Origin of the sequence: Pseudomonas sp. yb_5 (genome assembly GCF_043103865.1) — a bacterium.
Lineage (GTDB): Bacteria > Pseudomonadota > Gammaproteobacteria > Pseudomonadales > Pseudomonadaceae > Aquipseudomonas > Aquipseudomonas putida_Y.
In genome coordinates this window covers 12,573-27,568 of the sequence record NZ_JBICKE010000005.1, presented here as the reverse complement: position 1 = coordinate 27,568, position 14,996 = coordinate 12,573, and the positions used below count along the sequence as shown (strand labels likewise).

13 protein-coding genes and 1 tRNA gene are annotated in these 14,996 nt (G+C 63.3%); 8 read left to right on the top strand and 6 right to left on the bottom strand.

Going from position 1 to position 14,996, the window contains the following annotated elements; translation table 11 throughout:
- Window positions 1-80: 80 nt before the first annotated feature.
- Complete coding sequence (zapE, locus tag ACF8GF_RS00750) at window positions 81-1,151, bottom strand: cell division protein ZapE (RefSeq protein ID WP_392487499.1); 1,071 nt, start codon at window positions 1,149-1,151, stop codon at window positions 81-83.
- A 132-nt stretch (window positions 1,152-1,283) separates the two neighbouring features.
- A complete protein-coding gene (locus tag ACF8GF_RS00745; protein ID WP_020193386.1) occupies window positions 1,284-1,526 on the bottom strand; it encodes a hypothetical protein in 243 nt (80 codons plus the stop codon).
- Between the two features lie 259 nt (window positions 1,527-1,785).
- Here ACF8GF_RS00745 and ACF8GF_RS00740 point away from each other — a divergent pair.
- Window positions 1,786-1,860 (top strand) — tRNA-Gln (locus ACF8GF_RS00740).
- A gap of 116 nt (window positions 1,861-1,976) precedes the next feature.
- Here the strand turns inward: ACF8GF_RS00740 and ACF8GF_RS00735 are convergent.
- Genes ACF8GF_RS00735 through ACF8GF_RS00725 form a run of 3 tightly spaced genes read right to left on the bottom strand, consistent with a single transcriptional unit; the run spans window position 1,977 to window position 7,101 of the window.
- On the bottom strand, window positions 1,977-4,364 hold the full coding sequence (locus ACF8GF_RS00735; protein ID WP_392487498.1) for a response regulator: 2,388 nt from the start codon (window positions 4,362-4,364) through the stop codon (window positions 1,977-1,979).
- 13 nt (window positions 4,365-4,377) lie between these two features.
- Complete coding sequence (locus tag ACF8GF_RS00730; RefSeq protein WP_176683919.1) at window positions 4,378-4,839, bottom strand: response regulator; 462 nt, start codon at window positions 4,837-4,839, stop codon at window positions 4,378-4,380.
- A 15-nt stretch (window positions 4,840-4,854) separates the two neighbouring features.
- Window positions 4,855-7,101: an ATP-binding protein gene (locus ACF8GF_RS00725; RefSeq protein WP_392487497.1), complete on the bottom strand. Its 2,247-nt coding sequence runs from the start codon at window positions 7,099-7,101 to the stop codon at window positions 4,855-4,857.
- Window positions 7,102-7,368: 267 nt separating this feature from the next.
- Here ACF8GF_RS00725 and ACF8GF_RS00720 point away from each other — a divergent pair, with 267 nt between their 5' ends.
- The 7 genes from ACF8GF_RS00720 to ACF8GF_RS00690 all read left to right on the top strand — a co-directional run bounded on the left by ACF8GF_RS00720 (window position 7,369) and on the right by ACF8GF_RS00690 (window position 13,713).
- Window positions 7,369-7,896 (top strand): spore coat U domain-containing protein, encoded by a 528-nt coding sequence (locus ACF8GF_RS00720; RefSeq protein WP_176683917.1) that lies wholly within the window; start codon window positions 7,369-7,371, stop codon window positions 7,894-7,896.
- A 30-nt stretch (window positions 7,897-7,926) separates the two neighbouring features.
- Window positions 7,927-8,463: a spore coat U domain-containing protein gene (locus ACF8GF_RS00715; protein ID WP_176683916.1), complete on the top strand. Its 537-nt coding sequence runs from the start codon at window positions 7,927-7,929 to the stop codon at window positions 8,461-8,463.
- Window positions 8,464-8,481: 18 nt separating this feature from the next.
- Window positions 8,482-9,015, top strand: coding sequence for a spore coat U domain-containing protein (locus ACF8GF_RS00710; RefSeq protein WP_176683915.1), 534 nt, complete (start codon window positions 8,482-8,484; stop codon window positions 9,013-9,015).
- Window positions 9,016-9,018: 3 nt separating this feature from the next.
- A complete protein-coding gene (locus tag ACF8GF_RS00705; protein WP_392487496.1) occupies window positions 9,019-9,522 on the top strand; it encodes a spore coat U domain-containing protein in 504 nt (167 codons plus the stop codon).
- A gap of 40 nt (window positions 9,523-9,562) precedes the next feature.
- Window positions 9,563-10,339 (top strand): molecular chaperone, encoded by a 777-nt coding sequence (locus ACF8GF_RS00700; protein ID WP_392487495.1) that lies wholly within the window; start codon window positions 9,563-9,565, stop codon window positions 10,337-10,339.
- Window positions 10,340-10,447: 108 nt separating this feature from the next.
- Window positions 10,448-12,745, top strand: a complete 2,298-nt coding sequence (locus tag ACF8GF_RS00695; RefSeq protein WP_392487500.1) for a fimbria/pilus outer membrane usher protein — start codon at window positions 10,448-10,450, stop codon at window positions 12,743-12,745.
- Window positions 12,742-13,713 carry a spore coat U domain-containing protein gene (locus tag ACF8GF_RS00690; protein ID WP_176683912.1) on the top strand — a complete coding sequence of 324 codons (972 nt, stop codon included), beginning with the start codon at window positions 12,742-12,744 and terminating at the stop codon, window positions 13,711-13,713. Before ACF8GF_RS00695 ends, ACF8GF_RS00690 begins: the two co-directional genes overlap by 4 nt.
- 89 nt (window positions 13,714-13,802) lie before the next feature.
- On the opposite strand, the gene ACF8GF_RS00685 is transcribed toward ACF8GF_RS00690, so the two are convergent.
- Window positions 13,803-14,951 carry a carboxypeptidase family protein gene (locus tag ACF8GF_RS00685; RefSeq protein ID WP_176683911.1) on the bottom strand — a complete coding sequence of 383 codons (1,149 nt, stop codon included), beginning with the start codon at window positions 14,949-14,951 and terminating at the stop codon, window positions 13,803-13,805.
- Window positions 14,952-14,996 lie beyond the last annotated feature (45 nt).

Below are 14,996 nucleotides of genomic sequence, written 5' to 3'. Positions count from 1 at the left end.
GGGACACACATTGGTGATTGGGCGCAGGCCGTCGTAGGAGCGGGTTCACCCGCGAAAGGGCCGGTTCAGGCACTGCAGTCTCAGGGGGCAATCTGGTGCAGTTGCCCCAACCGGCTGCGGGTACGCATCAGGTCGGCCAGTGGGCCGCCCAGGCTCTCTTCCAGCGGTCGTTTACCGATCACGACCACCCGCCGATCCTGGTCATACAGCACATCCACCAGGTTGACGAAGCGCTGCTGAGCCGCAAGCGAACACTCCGAGAGGTCATCCAGCCCATCGATCACCCACTCGTCATAGTCCCTGGCCAGCACCAGGTAGTCGATGACCGCGGTGGCCCTCTCGCACAGATCGTCAAAGCCAAGCACCACCCGCCGGCCATCGACGGCCAGCGCCCGCAGCGGGCGCTTGTTCACGTCCAGTATCACCGGTTGCTCGTTCGGCACGTTCAGCGCCTGGCGCTGCGCCGCATCACCCGGCCAGACATAATGGCCCTGGGTAAAACGCTGATGCTCGCGGTTGGCCGGCAAGCTGCGAAAATCAGTGTCGCCACCGACTTCGAGCACTTGCATCGAGCTGTTGATCAGGCGAATGACCGGCAGAAAACGCTCGTGATACAGCGGGTTGGGCAACAGCCCTTCGGGCGCATAGTTAGAGGTCACCAGCAGGTACACGCCACGGGCGAACAAGGCGTTGAACAGCCGGGTGAGCAGCATGGCATCGCCTATGTCATGCACATGGAATTCGTCGAAGCACAGCACCCGGCAGCCGCCCACCAGTTCGTCCAGCGTTGCGCCCAGCGCGTCGTCCAACGCCCGGTGGCGATGCATGCCCAGATGCAGGCGGGCAAAGAAGTCATGAAAGTGCAGGCGCAGCTTGGCGGCTATCGGCACGGCCTGGAAAAAGCCATCGAGCAGCCAGCTTTTACCACGGCCGACCGAGCCGTACAGGTACAGGCTGCGCGGTTGGCCCTGTTCAAGCTGCTTCAGTTGTTCGGCCATGCAGTGAATTACCCGCCGCTGACCGTCACTCAGCTGATAACCGCGGCTGTGCGCCTTGTCCTCGAACCAGCCGAGCAGCTCGCTCTGTTGATTGGCGGTGCCGCGCAACCGTTGGCCAAGCTGGCGCAGCGGGGTAGGGATCCAGGCAGACAAAAGCAACGCTCCTTGGGCGATGGTGGGGCAGCCTGCAGCTTGCCCGAGGGCGGCCATTTTGACTAATAGAGAAAGTGCCGGGCAATCATCACTTCTTGCGATAGGTCTGACCGCCTGTTGTACCTGTACGGGCTATGCCTTGCGCTCCAGCTGGCGCTCGATCATGTACTTCACCGCCAGGCGACGCTCCTTGAGGTGGCGCAGGTCTTCGTCGACGAAGTTACCGGCCGAAATCGATTCGGCAGCCAGCACCTGGTTGTCGATGTCCACGTATTCGTCCAGCAGGCGGTCCAGCGCCTTGTCCTGCTGGCGGCGCTGCTGGACGATTTCACGCGGGTAGTGCAGGTCCTGGTAGAGGTCGTGAGAGACAGGCATGGGGTCCTCCTTGGTCAATGCAATGGGCTTATCTGATTGGAAGTGCGGAATGCGATTGTGTTGAAGCGAGGCAGGCGGAAACCGACGGACGGTCGCTGCACCAGAGCCGAAATGACTAACTCGCTGTTTTTTGGCAATTTTTTTTATCAGGGGGGTTCACAGACCGAAAGTTTGTTGTTAAAGTGCCGCGCATTCCAAGACAACAACCCAGTTGTCACTCACTTGGAATTGTCAGGGCAGCAAACGCTGCATCCGATACAGGGGCGTCGCCAAGCGGTAAGGCAGCAGGTTTTGATCCTGCCATGCGTTGGTTCGAATCCAGCCGCCCCTGCCATTTTTCAGATTCAAACGTACTTCACCCAGTGCCAGGAAAGATGAGCGCTGGGTTTTCGCGTTTGTGTGGTTTTGCGCGCCACCGCGCCTCCTGAGCGCGGTTCGTGCCGTACCGGATTACCCGGCAATCCCCAGCATTTCGTTCAGCGCCCTGGCCAGTTCATCAGCCTGCACCGGCTTCTGGATCACCAGGCTGCCCGGCAGTTCCAGCCCCTGCAACTCCGCATAACCTGTAAGAAACACCACCGGCACGTGGGGGTACCGTTCGCGGGCCGCCAGCGCCAGTTGTGCGCCGTTGAACTCGGGCATGGCGAAATCAGTCAGCAGCAGGTCAATATCGTCATCCAGCAAGGCCAATGCCTGCTCGCCGCTGTGCGCCTGGCGCACCTGGTAGCCGTATTGGCGTAACACATCGCCAAGCATGTCGCGCACCAGGTGGTCGTCGTCCACCAGTAGCACCGTGCGGTTATGGCCGCTTTCGCTGATCGACTGACTGAGCGCGGCTGCCACGGGTTCGTTCACCATCTCCTCTTTTACCGCTGGCAGGTATACCGCCACTTCGGTACCGCGACCGAGTGTGGTGTCGATGCGCACGCCGCCACCGGACTGCTTGGCGAAGCCGAATACCTGGGCCAGGCCCAGGCCCGAGCCTTTACCGATGTCCTTGGTGGTAAAGAAAGGCTCGAAAACCTTGGCCAGCACCTCTTCGCTCATGCCGCAACCCGTATCGCGGATGCTCAGCATCACGTACTCGCCCGGGTCCGGGTCTTCCGGGCGTTGCGGGCGCTTGTCGATATGGGTGTTGCGTGTTGTCAGGGTCAGCTGGCCGCCGTTGGGCATGGCGTCGCGGGCATTGATCGCCAGGTTGAGGATGATCATCTCGGTCTGGGTGGGGTCGGTCAGTGCCTGCCACAGGGCCAGGTCAAGGTCCAGACGCACCGAGACGTTGCCACCCAGGGTGCGGCGCAGCAGTTCTTCCAGGCCGGCCAGGGTACGGTTGAGGTTCAGCGGCACCGGCTCCAGACGCTGGCGGCGGGAGAAGGCCAGCAACTGCGAGGTCAGCTTGGCACCACGCTCGCCCGCTTCGCGGATATGGGTGAGGCGAGTGCGGGCCTTGTCCAGGTCGGCCTTGGCCAGATCGCGCTCCAGAAAGCTGGCACCGGTGAGTATCACTGTCAGCAGGTTATTGAAGTCATGCGCCACGCCAGCCGTCAGTTGCCCGACCGCTTCCAGCCGCTGCATCTGCTGCAGAGCGGCCTCGATGCGCTCGCGCTCGTTGATCTGTTCGCGCAACCGGGCGTTGGCATCTGCCAGGCCCAGGGCGGCTTCGCGCTCGCTGGTGATGTCGCGTGCCACCACGTACAGCAGGGTGTCCTCCGGCACCACCACCCACGACAGCCAGCGCTGTTGGCCGCCGGCATGCAGGATGCGACCGACAAAGCGTGCGCTGGTGCGGCCATGGGACAGGGCGGCCAGTTCGGTGAGTAACTGTTCCTGGTCCTGCTCAGGCAGCAGGTGCAGCAAGGACGACTGGCTCAGGCGTTCGCGTGAGAAACCCAGGCTGGCTTCCCAGGCGGGGTTCAGTGCGACCGGGGTCAGGTCTTTGTTCAGCACGGCGAGCAAATCTTGCGACAGCTCCCAGGCGCGGTCGCGTTCGCGGGTACGGCGCTCGACCCGCTCGCCGAGCATCTCGTTCAGCTGACGCAGCGCCTGGGTGGCCTGGCGTTGCGCGTGGATGTCCTGCAGTACGCCTGAGAAGCGAACGCACTGATCATCGACGAACTGGGTCTGGCCGCTGCTCAGCAGCCAGCGTGGCTCCAGGCCATTGGGTTGGGCGATCCGAAACTCCACGCGGTAATGACCGTCACTTTCCGGGCGCATGGCATGTTCCACCGCCTCGCGCACCAGTGGCAGGTCGTCGGGGTAGATGCCGGCGTAGAACACTTCAAGGCTCATTTCGGTGCTGGTGGGCAGGCCGAACAAGGTCTTGCAGCGGTCATCCCACAGCAGCAGGCCCTCTTGCGGGCGCAGGTCCCAGGTGCCCATGCCGGCAGCGTCGATGGCAATGCGAGCACGTGCTTCGACGTCCGCCAAGGCCTCTTCGGCGCGGCGACGGCGCTGGCGTTCCTGCACTTCGCTCAGGGCTCGGCGCACGGCTTTGGGCAGCAGTGGCAGGTTCTTCTTCAACACATAGTCGGTCGCGCCCAGGCGGATCATTTCCACCGCGTGCTCTTCACCGTAAATGCCGGACAGGAATATGAACGGGATGTCGGGTGCCAGGCGTTGGGCGATGGCCAGCACTTCGGTGCCGGACGAGCCTGGTAGTACGCAATCACACAAGATCAGGTCGTAGCGGGCTTGGCGCAGGGCATGTTCGACACCCGCATGGTCGAACACCAGCTGCGACTGTACATGCAGCCCGCTGCGCTCCAGGCGCATCAGGGTAAGCTCGGCGTCCATCGAGCTGTCTTCTACCATCAGTAGTTTCAACGGCGTTTGCTGCATCGTCGCGGCGGCCTCAGTTGCTACCGCGACGGTTCAGTCGCAGTGAGCCGGGTGGCGGTTCGTTTAGCACTGCCCAGAATACTCCGAGGTCGGAGATGGCGGCGACGAATTCCTTGAACTCCACCGGTTTGACCACATAAGCGTTTACCCCCAGCTCGTAGGCACGCAACAGGTCGGGCTCTTCGCGCGAGGAGGTCAGCATCACGGTGGGGATGCTGCGCAGTTCGGCAGTGGCGCGCACTTCCTTGAGCACTTCCAGGCCGTCGACCTTGGGCAGTTTCAGGTCGAGTAGCAGCACGGCAGGGTTGCCGTCGTCGCGCTTGGCATAGGCGTTGCGGCGCAGCAAGTAGTCGAGCGCATCGGCGCCGTCACGCAGCACGATGACCTCGTTGGCCAACTGGCTGCGCTCCAGGGCCAGCAGGGTCAGCTCCAGGTCTCGGGGGTTGTCTTCGACCAGCAGAATGGGCTTGAGCATGATGGTAGCGATGCCTCAGGTAGCAGTGTTTCGGGGTAGGGTGAAGTGGAAGCTGGCGCCCTGGTCGATCTGGCCAGTGGCCCAGACTCGACCGTCATGGCGCTCGATGATGCGGCGTACGCTCGCCAGGCCAATGCCGGTGCCTTCGAAATCTTCCATGCGGTGCAGGCGCTGGAAGACGCCGAACAGCTTGTTGGCGTAGGCCATGTCGAAGCCCACGCCATTGTCGCGGATGCAGACCTCGGTTTCGCCGGGGTGCTGTACGGCACTGATGCCGATGCGAGCAGGGTTGCGGCCGCGGGTGTACTTGATGGCATTGGCTATCAGGTTGTGCAAGGCCATGTTGATGAATGCCGGGTCGCCGATCACCTTGGGCAGCGGCGCGATGTCCCAAACGATTGCGCGGCCTTCGTAATCGGGGGCCAGCTCGCTGCGAATGGCCTCGACCAGGGCGTTTAGGTCGACGTCTGACAGGCGCAATGCCGAGCGGCCCATCTGCGAGAAGTTGAGCAGGTTGTCGACCAGGCTACCGGCAAAGTGCGCCGCTTCACCGATATGCTGCAGGAAGCGCTTGCCGCGTTCGCTCAGGCCCTCGCCTTCGATTTCGCCAAGCAGTTCGGTATAGCCGGCGATGTGCCGAAGCGGTGCGCGCAGGTCGTGGGAAACACTGTAGGAAAACGCTTCGAGCTCCTTGTTGGAACGGCGCAACTCGCCAGCCAGCTGTGCCAGTTCTTCGGCCTTGCGCAGGACAATGCCCAGCACAGCGGTGCGCAGTTCCATCACGCCCTCGATCACCAGTGGGTCCCACGCCTGGCAATAGCCGCGCAGTTCTTCCTGCCAGCGTTCAAAGCTGTGCCGTGGGTCGAGGTTGCCCTGTGGCCCGACCTGCTTGGTCGGCTGGCCGGCCCAGTTGACCGTGCGTATCTGCTCGGGGCGGAACCACAGCAGGTAGTGCGAGTGGATCTGCGAGATGGCCACTGCCAGCACCCCGCCAGCATGGTTTGCCAGCTCGGGTAGCTCAGTGATGTCGCGGCGCAGGTTGTCGCTATGGAACACGCTGTCTTCGTCACGTTGGCCAAGCCAGTGCACCAGCGCGGTCACCTGGGCCTCAGGCGGAGTCTGGCCGATCAGGTCACAGCGCTCGGCCGAGATCACCGCCGCGCCCTGGGCGTCGGCAAAGGCCAGCAGCACGTGGGGCAGGTCGCGCAAGCCATCACTGACACTGTCGTGGTCGGCCATGGACGAGATCATGCGTACGATGTGTTGGCGCAGCGCCAACAGCTTGCGCGTGCTGGTATGGGACTCGCGGGACTCTACCTGCAACGACAGCACGCTGGCCAACAGCTCGCAAGCCGTGCGGGTGCGCAGGTCCACCGGGCGTGGCTGCTGATGGTGACAGGAAATCAGCCCCCACAGCTCGCCGTCGACCACGATCGACAGTGACATCGAGGCGAGCGTGCCCATGTTGCGCATGTACTGCAGGTGCACGGGCGACACGCTGCGCAGTGCAGCGAAACTCATGTCCAGCGCCTTGCCGGTGCGCGGGTTGATAGCGGGCAGCAGTGGCGAGGGGTGATAGTTGGCATCCTCGATCACACGGATGCGGTTGACCCGGTACAGCTCGCGCGCCTGGCGCGGGATGTCTGCAGCCGGGAAGCACAGGCCCGCGTAGCTGGGGTAGCCCGGGTCGGCTACCTCAGCCAGCACCTGGCCGTTGCCTTCGGCATCGAAACGGTACGCCTTGACCCGCCCAAAGCCGGTGATGCGCTTGAGCTGCAACACCGTTTGCTGCAGCAGGTCTTCGATACTGCTGGCCAGTTGCAGACTGGCGACAAAGCTGCGGACCAACGGGTAATAGTCACCTTGCCCGGCCAGGTCTGCTGGCAGGCGAGGTGGTTCGAACTCGGCAATCAGCACCTGGTCGTGGCAATGGACCAGCACATGCAGCAGGGCACTGACGGGTGCGCCCTGGCGCAAGCACACGTCGCCAATGTGGAATGGGAAGACCTCATCTTCGGGAAGCCGTGAGAGGTGTGCGTGCAGGTCAAAGCCATCGTGAACCAGGTCGGAGAAGTGACAACCGATCAGTTCACGGGCTGGCAAGCCCAACCAGTGCTCGACATTTTCACTGGCCTGCAGCACGCACAGGTCGGTGGCATCCAGCACCAGCAGAAAGCCGTGAGGCTGGATGCTGCCCGGAACCTGGATCGGTTCCTGGGCACAGCGCTCCATGGCGTCTGCCAGTGAGTTGTCTGCAGTCATGATTGAAAAAGCTCCTGTCATGTCCGTCCGTGTACGGCACAGGTGTCTGGCGCAGGACGAGTACGATTCACCCTAACAGAATCCCGGTGAATTTACCGGCTCCTGGCCATTGGAGGCACGGGTTGGCCGCGGGTTCTGTGCGACACAGGCTTTTTTTGCTACCACGGTATCGCTTTGTCGCTAATACAAAAAAATGGCTTAGCGCTACTTCGGCTGCACTGCCTCGCTGCTACGCTCAGTTCAAGACACCTCGACAAGGATAACAAGGTGGCGGAGCGCATGCTGGCCGCGCTGTTCGGCCTGTTGTTCAGCGGCAGTACCGTGGCTGCGGATTTTCTCGTGGAAGTTCGGGTGCTGGTGCAACGTGGCTGCATGCTGGTCAACCAGCCCCGCGATGCGGGAGCCCAGGCCCTGGGGCGAATCGACCTAGGTGCGACGGCGCGCCTGGATGGCCCTGGTGCGCCCTTGAGCGGCGTGCTGCTGAGCCAGCGCCCGCCGCGGCTCGAGTGCAACCCGGATACGCCCTATCAGGTGCGCGTCGATGGTGGCCAGCATGGTGGCGTCGGCGAGCTGCGCTATCTGGCCAGCCACGACCGCCTGGCGCGGCCCATTCCTTATCGCTTGTACCGTGACGCTGCCTGGCGTGAGCCGCTGGCGGTGGGGGTAGCCCTGTCGGCGCGTGTGCCGGGCAGTGGTTCGGTTGAATTGCCGCTGTACGCACGTATCGACAAATTGGCCTGGGTGCCGGAAGCAGGGGCTTACGCCGACCTGCTCAAAGTCACCGTTACCTGGTAGTGACGCCACCATGCACAAGGACGCCATGCCATGAGCCGCACTTCGATCCTGTTGCTCACCCTCGGCCCGCTGCTGATCCCCGGCGGTGCGGTGCATGGCAGCACCACCGGTTTCATCCAGGCACGGCTGGTGATCAGCGCGTCTTGCCAGATCAGCAGCAACGAGACGCAACCGGCTGTGCTGGGTGACCCAGGCGTAATGGACTTTGGCGAGCGCGGTCCGAACTGGGACCAGCCGTTGCGCAGCCAAGTGGACGAAGTGGGCGGTGAGGGCAGCTTGCAGATCAGTTGCACGCCTGAAGTTCGGGCCTTCAACGTGCGTATCAATGGTGGCCTCAATGGCGACGATGGCATACGCCGCCTGAGCAACGGCCGTGAACTGATTCCATACCAGTTGGCGGTCGACCCAGGCGGCAACAGCCGCTACGGCGTCGGCCAGGCACGGGCCTTCACCATCAGCAGCAGCCAGCAAGTACCGATTCCCATCTACGGTGTGGTAGTGGCGCAACCACGAGCGCTACCGGCCGGGCTTTACCGCGACACCCTCAGAGTGACCCTGGACTGGTAACCCCGCAAGGAGACTCCGATGCGAACGAACCTTTCATATTGCGTCCTCGCAGGCCTGGGCCTGGCGTTGGCTTCCCAGGCCCAGGCGGCCACGGTTACGGGGAGTATCAGCTCGACCCTGACACTGACTGCGGCGTGCCAGGTCAATGGCTCGTCGGGCACGTCGGGGCTTGACTTCGGTGCCTTGGACTTCGGTACCCAGGATGCCTTGTTCGCCACCGCCGATGCCCAGGTGCTGGGAGGCGGGGGAGCCGCCATGAGCATCCTGTGCTCTGCAGGTACGGTGCCTGTGATCAAAGTGAGTGCAGGCCTGCATGATGGCCAGTCGAGCGGTGGCACCCGAGCGCTCGCCGATGGTTCTGGCAACTTTGTACCGTATGACCTCTATACCGACGCTGGGCGTACGGCGTTGCTGGCGGTCGACGACACCATCACCCTGCCGACCAGTACCGGCGCCGCTCAAACGGTCAACCTTTACGGCAAGGCCGTCGGCAAGGCGGGCCTGCCTGCCGGGGTCTACAGCGACACGATCTCGGTCGAGCTGTCGTTCTGATCCATGCGCGGCTGGCTGGCAGGAGGCCTGACTGGCGTCAGCATGTTGTTGACCGCCCCGTTGGGGGCAGTGACCACCAGTACCTTCACGGTGACGGCGCAGGTTGTCGCCGGGTGCCTGGTGGTAGGCGGTGTCACCAGTTACGGCACGCTCGATTATGGCTCGCAGTCGGCGCTGTCCACGGGGCTGCTCAGCACATCCCTGGGGGGTTCTACCGTGACGTTCCAGTGCACGCCGGGCGTGGCCATGGGCATGAGCCTGGACGGCGGGCAAAACAGTGCCAGTGGCACACGCAACCTGAAGCGCACCAGTGGTGCGCAAGTGCTGGCCTACCAGTTGTACCGGGACGCGGCCTATACCCAGGCTTTGGGCATCGGCCAGAGCGTGGCGGTGAGCTATTCCGACCCGACGGCGATCAAGCTACCGGTCTACGGGCGAGTCCAACTGACCGGCACGCAGCCGGCAGGGACTTACACCGATGTGGTGCAAGTGACGGTGACCTGGTAACTGCCAGTGCCACCCATGACAAGTGTCTAAGGAGAGCTGCATGCGGGCAGGCGCGAAGTGGACGCGTGGATTGACTGGATTGTTGTCGCTGGCAAGCCTGCCGGCCTGGGCGGCCACTTCGGTGCTGATCTGGCCGATCGACCCGGTGCTGGAGGCCGACCAGAAGGCAGGTGCGTTGTGGCTGGAAAACCGTGGCACTGCACCGGCAAACCTGCAGGTGCGGGTATTCGCCTGGCGTCAGGGTGATTATAAGGAGCAGTTCCAGGCGCAGCGCGAGATTATCGGCAGCCCGCCGGTCGCCAACATCGCTCCCGGGCAGAAGCAGTTGATCCGCCTGACCCGTACCGGCCCTTCACCCGCCGGCCAGGAGCAGGCCTACCGCATCATCATCGACGAGATTCCGCCCGCCATCCCGGTCGACAAGGCTGAGCCTGGCGCGACGGCGGCCATTCGTTTGCAGATGCGCTATTCGGTGCCGCTGTTTGTCTATGGCGAGGGGCTGTGGGCCAAGGCCGACCCTGAAGGCAAACGCAACGCCGAGGGGGTGGGCAAGCCGCAGCTCAGTTGGCGCCCGGTGACGGTGCAAGGCAAGCCCTACATTGAACTGCGTAACACGGGCCCGGTACATGCGCGGCTGACCGATGTGGTCGTGCAGCAAGGCCGCCAAAGCAAGCCACTGGCTGAAGGCCTGCTGGGCTATGTGCTGCCGGGGGCAAGCATGCGCTGGCCGGCGCCCGTGGCATCCGGCAGCGTCAGCGTGCTCAAGGGCAGGGTCAATGGTCAGCGCTCGGCGGACACCATCCGCCAAGGCCAATGAGCCAACGGCTGAATGAAGTGCAGGGGCCAGGGAGGACCCGGCAATGGTTGGAAACCGTGTGTGAAATGGCTTCCGGCGACGACGTGCCGCTGGTGCCTGGGGTTGGCCATGGTCAGCCCCGCGCTGGTGCTGGCCGACGACTTGCCCCCACCGCCCACGGAGATGTCCGCCATCGCCGAGGCCACCCTTTACCTCGATCTGGTGGTGAACCAGATGCCCAGGGTTGAACTGATACCGGTGCAGCAGCGGGCCGGGCGCTTGTACCTGGACAGCGACGTATTGCGTGCAGCTGGCGTCTTGCTGCCGGGCAACCCCCAGGGGGAGGTGGCCCTGGACAGCATCGCGGGGCTGCACACCGACTACGACAGTCAGAACCAGCGCCTGCTGCTGCAGGTGCCGCCAGCCTGGTTGCCAGAACAGCAAGTGGGTGATCGCAACCTTTACCCGGCCAGCGATGCGCGCAGCAGCTTCGGCGCCTTGTTCAACTATGACCTGTATCTCAACGACACCGATGAAGGCGGCACCTACCTGGCCGCCTGGAACGAGCTGCGCCTGTTCGACAGCTGGGGTACCTTCTCCAGTACCGGCCAGTGGCGCCAGTCTTTCAATGGCGCACAGGCGGACGATACGCGCCGAGGCTTCATGCGTTACGACACCACCTGGCGCTTTACCGACGAGCAGCGCCTGCTGACCTACGAAGCCGGTGACTTCGTGACGGGCGCCTTGCCCTGGAGCAGCTCGGTGCGAGTGGGCGGAGTGCAGCTGTCACGCGACTTCGCTGCGCGCCCGGATCTTGTCACTTACCCCTTGCCTGCGTTCGCCGGCGAAGCGGCGGTGCCCACGTCGCTCGACCTGTTCATCAACGGTTTCAAGTCCAGTACCACTGAACTGCAGCCAGGGCCGTACACCCTGACCAACGTGCCGTTCATCAACGGTGCCGGGGAAGCGGTGGTGGTCACCACTGATGCCCTTGGCCGGCAGGTGTCGACCACCTTGCCGTTCTATGTCACCAGCAGCTTGCTGCAGAAGGGCCTGTCGGACTACTCGGTGGCCGCCGGCAGCCTGCGCCGTGATTATAGCGTACGCGATTTCAGCTATGGGCCGGGTATTGCCTCGGGCAGCTTGCGCTATGGGCTCAGTGACATCTTCACCCTGGAAACCCACGCCGAAACGGCTGAGTCGCTGATGCTGGGTGGGCTGGGCGGCAACATGCGCATGGGCAACTTTGGCGTGCTCAACGCTGCCTTGGCGCAAAGCCGGTTCGAGGGCGACAAGGGCCATCAGGTCGCCCTTGGCTACCAGTACAACAGCCAGCGCATCGGCTTCGGTTACCAGCGCCTGCAACGCCATGGCGACTATGCCGACCTGAGTCGGGTGGGCTCCCCGGACATGCAACTGAGCAAAAGCAGCGAACAGGTCACCCTCAGTGTCAACCTGAACGAGTACGGCAGCATTGGCGCTGGCTACTTCGACGTGCGCGCCGGTGACGGTACGCGTACCCGGTTGATCAACCTGAGCTACAGCAAGCCACTGTGGGGCAGCAGCAGTGTGTACCTGTCGGCCAACCGTGAAGTGGGTGACAGCCAGTGGGCGGTGCAGGCGCAATTGGTGATCCCGTTCGACCTGCACGGCACCCTGGCGCTGAGCATGGAACGCAGCAATGAAGGCGAGACCCTGCAACGGGCCAACTACAGCCGTGCGGTGCCAGCCGGTGTCGGCGTCGGTTACAACCTGGGCTATGCCGCAGGCAGCGACCGTGATGCCTATCGCCAGGCCGACGTCACCTGGCGCCTGCAATCGGTGCAACTGCAGGCCGGTGTGTATGGCAGCAGCGGTGAGATGACCCGCTGGGCCGACGCCAGTGGTTCTCTGGTGTGGATGGATGCCGGCGTGTTCGCTGCCAACCGTATCGATGATGCCTTCGTGGTGGTCAGCACCGCAGGTTACGCGGATGTACCGGTGCGTTATGAAAACCAGGAAATCGGCCGTACCGATGCCAAGGGGCACTTGCTGGTGCCTTACAGCAGCGGTTACTACCGGGGCAAGTACGAGATCGATCCCATGAACCTGCCACCGGATGTCCTCGCGCCGGACGTTGAGCAGCGTGTAGCGGTGCGACGGGGCAGTGGCTACTTGCTGGAATTCCCCCTCAAGCGGGTCATGGCGGCCAGTGTCGAATTGGTGGATGGCAACCAGCAGGTGCTCAAACTGGGTAGCCGTGTCACCCACGCAGAGAGCGGCACCCAGGCGGTGGTGGGGTGGGACGGGTTGGTGTACCTGGAGAACCTGTCGTCGCATAACCGCCTTCAGGTGGCGCTTGAAGGGGGTGGGCATTGCGAAGTGGCGTTTGACCTGCCCGAAGCGCAAGGCTCGATCCCTCTGATTGGTCCGCTGGTGTGCCGATGAGCGCCTGGCGGCGGGGCCTGGTGGCGAGCGTGCTGCTGTTGCCGAGTGGCACGGCCTTGGCGCTTTGTTCGTCGGTGGCCACGTTGCCGGCAGCGTTTGGCAGCCTTAATTCAACGCAGGTTCGCAACACGGTACAGACGGCTTCCAGCCTCAACTCCGGGTTGCAGTGCACCGGTTCGCTGCTGACCTTGCTCAGCAGTGGTGATCATTTCTACGCCACGATCACGCCCGCCTCGGGTGGGCTGATCGGCCCGACAGGCGATGTCATTCCCTACACGCTGTATGCCGACAACACCACCCGCTACCCGATTACCCGCGGTGTGGCCTACGACTTCGCCCGCAACGGCATCCTCGACTTGCTGGGGCTGCTCGGCGGTACCACACCCAAGGCGGTGCCGATCTACCTGCGCACCCAGATTGGCAGCAATGTCGCGGCCGGGTTGTATCAAGAGGCCCTGACCGTGGCCTGGAGCTGGGATTATTGTTCGGGGATTGGCGCGTTAGGGATATGCCTTGGGCGCGACATCGGTTCGGGTAGCCAGCTCTTGAACGTGAGCCTGACGGTGACCAACGATTGCCAGATCACCACGCCTGACATCAGCTTCGCCAGTGCACCGGTGGTGGCGGGGTTCGGCACGGTGAGCCAGGGCATAAACGTGTCATGCACCAAGGGCAGCAGCTACACGGTAGGGCTGGATGACGGGCAGAACGTGTCGGGTGGGCGGCGGCGGATGAAGTCTTCGGCCAACAACTACCTGGCCTATGACATTTTCAAAAGTGCCGGGACCGTGCGCTGGGGGGCGTCAGGGGCTGCCAGGCGTTCCAGTACGGATGCCGACATCAACCCCGGCGTAGGTACCGGCACGGGTAGCCAGGTGTTCAACTACAACGCCAAGGTCTATACCGATCAGGCGACACCGCCGGCTGCGACCTATACCGACAGTGTGATACTGGATGTGCAATTCTGAACCTGTCGTCCTTCCGGCGGTTCATACCCCTGAAGGAGCCGCCGTGTGTCGCGACGTGCTGCTCCTGCAGGGGCTGCGCAAGGCGAGGTTCAGCGCAAATCGCCTACCATGCTTGCCAGGGTCTCCAGCACCGCTCCGGCCAGTGCCTTCGAACGCGCCCCCGACCACCCGGTGACGGCATCGGGTGCGTCGTCATGGTCCTTGAACGGCATCTCCAGCGTCAGCGACAGGCAGTCATGTGCCATGCCCACCGCATTGCAGGCCAGCGTCGTGTTCGCCTGTCCGGGTTCGTCACGGGTATAGCCATGCACCGTCTGGAAGTCGCGGGTCAGGCTGCACAAGGTGTTACGGAACTGCTCTTCGAGCTTGGCCAGCCGAGGGGTGTAGCCCGGGTTGCCCTCGCATGCGGCCGTGAACACGTGCGGGATCTCCTCGTCACCGTGCACGTCGATGAAGGCATCCACACCGTACTGCTTCATCTGCGCCTGTGCAAAGAGCACTTCCGGGCTGAATTCGACGCTGGCGTCCTGCCAGGCACGGTTAAGGTCCTTGCCCTTGAAGTTGGTGCGCAGGTGGCCGAGGAAGGCGCCGTCGGGGTTCATGTTGGGGATCAGGTAAAGGTCGGCCTTGGCCAGCAATTGCTGGATCACCGCGTCGTTGGCCTGCAGGCGGTCGATCACGCCTTCCATGAACCATTCGGCCATGTGCTCGCCCGGGTGCTGCTGGGCAATCAGCCACAGCTTGCGCTTGCCTTCGGCACCGTCACCTGCCCGCAGCAGGGGGATATCGCGGCCCTGGATACTGCGGCCGCTGGCCAGCAACTCGACCCCCGGGAGTTGGCAGGCACGTTCGATCAGCTGGTTGTGGCGGGCCCGCGGGTAGGGCTCGAAGTAGGCGAACCAGATCTGGTCCTGTTCAGCCTTGACCTCGAACGATAGCGCCGTACCGTCGAACTGGCTTGGCACACGGAACCAGCGCTGCTGGTCGTAGCTGGCCACAGCGTTGTAGCCGCTCCACGCGTTCTTGTACGAGGAGCCGGAAGCGTTGTCTAGGCTGAAGCGATGGACCTGCCCCGGTGTGAGCCCGCTGACCTTGAAGTGGAACCACTGGTAGTGGCCGCTGTGGGTGTCCGGACGAATGGCCAGGTGTACCTGGGCCGGGTTGCTGGCATCCAGTACCTGTATGTTGCCGGAGTCGAAATCGCAGTCGATCTGCAGGGGGGACAGCGTCACGGTCATGTGCCGGGCTCCTTTGCGGGCATTGTTGTAGGGGTACTGTATACG